The sequence below is a fragment of the Collinsella sp. AM28-11LB genome, assembly GCF_003469895.1.
Taxonomy (GTDB): Bacteria; Actinomycetota; Coriobacteriia; order Coriobacteriales; family Coriobacteriaceae; genus Collinsella.
On sequence record NZ_QSKJ01000021.1, the window covers coordinates 1 to 2490 of the forward strand.

At 56.5% G+C, this 2490-nt stretch carries 3 protein-coding genes; all 3 read right to left on the reverse strand.

The genetic code is table 11. From position 1 onward, the window contains the following. Positions 1-316: 316 nt before the first annotated feature. From DW732_RS09640 to DW732_RS09650, 3 genes are read right to left on the reverse strand one after another with little or no spacing between them, the layout of a single operon-like run. On the reverse strand, positions 317-1030 hold the full coding sequence (locus DW732_RS09640; protein ID WP_055252186.1) for a GntR family transcriptional regulator: 714 nt from the start codon (positions 1028-1030) through the stop codon (positions 317-319). Next, a complete protein-coding gene (locus DW732_RS09645; protein WP_117636070.1) occupies positions 1015-1782 on the reverse strand; it encodes a GntR family transcriptional regulator in 768 nt (255 codons plus the stop codon). The genes DW732_RS09640 and DW732_RS09645 overlap by 16 nt, the downstream gene beginning before the upstream one ends. A 35-nt stretch (positions 1783-1817) precedes the next feature. Then, on the reverse strand, positions 1818-2309 hold the full coding sequence (locus DW732_RS09650; protein WP_117636071.1) for a hypothetical protein: 492 nt from the start codon (positions 2307-2309) through the stop codon (positions 1818-1820). Between the last annotated feature and the right edge of the window lie 181 nt (positions 2310-2490).

Below are 2490 nucleotides of genomic sequence, written 5' to 3' on the forward strand. Positions count from 1 at the left end.
TGGTCGAAGTGCATGATCTCGATCTTCTCGGTCTCCTTCATTCCCGCTCCTTTCACGAGCAGTTTGAATTGTCACACGGCCCGGACGGGCTTACCGTCCCGTCGCACCGCCTAACCTTGTGGTCATCTTGGCCCCAAGCTCAACAATTCAAAGGTTCTTAATACCAGTGAACGATTACAGGTTAGCCGTTTTTAATACCGATTTTTCGATTTCATCCTCCTCTCTCGGTAGACGGTCAGTTTTTGCCGCCCATCGGTCAAGCGACATATGGCCATAAAAGACGAGCGCCCTGCCGTACACAAGGACGCTCTGAACACTAATAGTTGTAGGTATATCCGCCGGCATCGCCGCGGGTAAAAGACTTGGCACACTCGATAACCTGTCCACTCGAGTCATAGGTCAGGCATTCCAGCACGAGGGCCAGGTCGCCCGGCTCAAGATCGAGCAAACTCGCATCGCGTGCGCCCAGCGCCTCAATATCGAGCTTCTCAATCGATTTATCTGGCTTTCGGCCCAACATGTCATAGGTCTCATACAGGCTGAAAACCGATATGTCCACGTCTTCGATGCCAGGGAACAGCAGACACGGGATCAGCGTCATCTCGATCGACACGGGTTCACCATCAATGCAGTTAAGACGGCGCACCGAGTAGAGCAGATCGTCCTCGCCGATACCAAACAAGTCGGCATAATACGGGCCGGCATAGCGTTTGGAGCGCGCCAGGATGCGCACCGACGGCGTCGCGCCCGAAGCTAAAACCGACTGACGGAAGCCGCCCTTGCGAGCGTGCTCGTCAAACCACTTGTGCCCCACAAAGGCGCCCTTGCCCTGCACGCGACGAATCTGGCCACTTTTGACCAGCTCATCCATGGCGCTGCGGATGGTCAGGCGCGTCGTGCCAAACTCCTCGGCCAGCTCATTTTCGGACGGAATCATCGAGCCCGTCGGATAGTCACCGCGCTCGATTCGCTCCGCAATGCAGCGGCGAATTTGCTTGTAAACCGGCAAGTCTTCTACTGCCTCAGCCATTCGACACCCACCTTCGTCGCAACGCCGTCTGCCTCACCGTTATCGGCAAATCGATACTTGGTCGGCAGGGTCACGGACTTGCAATACTCGACAAAGCCATCGTTCTCATCGCGCTCGTGCGAAGCCTTATAAAACACCGGGGCGCCCTCCTGGGCATCCAGCAACTTGGCCTCGTCGGCGTTCAGACGGCTGATGGAAATATGCTCCTTGCCGTGCGACACGCGGACATTCCCCTCTTTGAGCAAAACGTCGTAGAGGCTCTCCTGCTCGAAATCGTGATCGGGAAGCGAGGGACACAAAGACAGATTGACGTATGCCGTCTCGATCGACGCCGGGGAACCATTGACCACGCGCACGCGCCGAATGCAGAAGAGCGGCATGCCCAGCTCGATTTGGGCCTTTTGGGCCAGGTCGACATCGGCGTACACGACCTTGGAGCATACCAGGCGTGCGGTTGACTTTGAGCCGACCCTCTCCACCGCCTGCGTATAGTTCCACGTTTCCTGAAAGATGTTCAGCGGCTTGGGCGGGCACACATAGGTGCCCGAACCGCGGCGGCTTTCCAAGGTTCCGCACGAAATGAGACGCGTGATCGCAGCGCGCAACGCCGTGCGGGACACGCCCAGCTCTTCACAGAGTACACGCTCGGCGGGCAGCCGGTCGCCACCCTGCAGGTCATAATGTTTGATATACCAAAGAATGCCCTCAAAGGCGCGATCTTTGGGCGGAATCGCATATGGTTCACTCGACATGGGTAAGGCTCCTCGACCGCTTGATGCTGCGGGCATCATTGCTCCGAACGCCCCATGGCGTCGAAGGCTTCTTTGATCTGTTCCGCAACGTTCCGATACGACCGATATAGGCCGCAGTCTCGCTTGACTTCGCCCGCAGTCACAGGAATCTCAAGCTTCGAAATCTCATCCTCGCCGGTTTGCACGGCAACGACGACACCCATACCAAGGCACATGTTACGCTTGGCGGCATTGTTTTTGGTAGCCTGAGCTGGGTTAATCAAAATCTGCTGAGCGAGCTCTCGATTGCTGAGCTGCGGCACATCCTCGGGATTTCCGGTCTCGACAATCTCGCATTGCAGCACATCCGCGTAGTCAAAAATCCTCGGGGTCGCGCCGCGCTGATGCACGGCCCACTTGCGACGCGTGGCATCCTGGTAGATAGCCGGCAAAAACGTAAAGCGCGGCGGGTCCAAAATCGTGTCCGTGATGGTAAACACATCGGGATCAAAGGCATCCTGCGGGTTTTTCTTCTTGAACAGCCCCATATCAGACTCCCGTACTAACACTTAACAACTCGAGCTAAATATAGCACCAATTTCAAGTCGCCGCTTTAGCGCATCGGTGCATGGCATCTATAGCTCGCTCAGCGGGAAATACACAGACGAGACCCGGGGCGGGGTGCTTGGTTTTGAGAAGTGGGCTTCGCGAACTTCCAAAACCAAGCAC

Coding starts and splice junctions, on each gene's coding strand:
- DW732_RS09640 (WP_055252186.1), bottom strand. CDS start 1,030: ATGGCTGAGGCAGTAGAAGACTTGCCGGTTTACAAGCAAATTCGCCGC.
- DW732_RS09650 (WP_117636071.1), bottom strand. CDS start 2,309: ATGGGGCTGTTCAAGAAGAAAAACCCGCAGGATGCCTTTGATCCCGAT.
- DW732_RS09645 (WP_117636070.1), bottom strand. CDS start 1,782: ATGTCGAGTGAACCATATGCGATTCCGCCCAAAGATCGCGCCTTTGAG.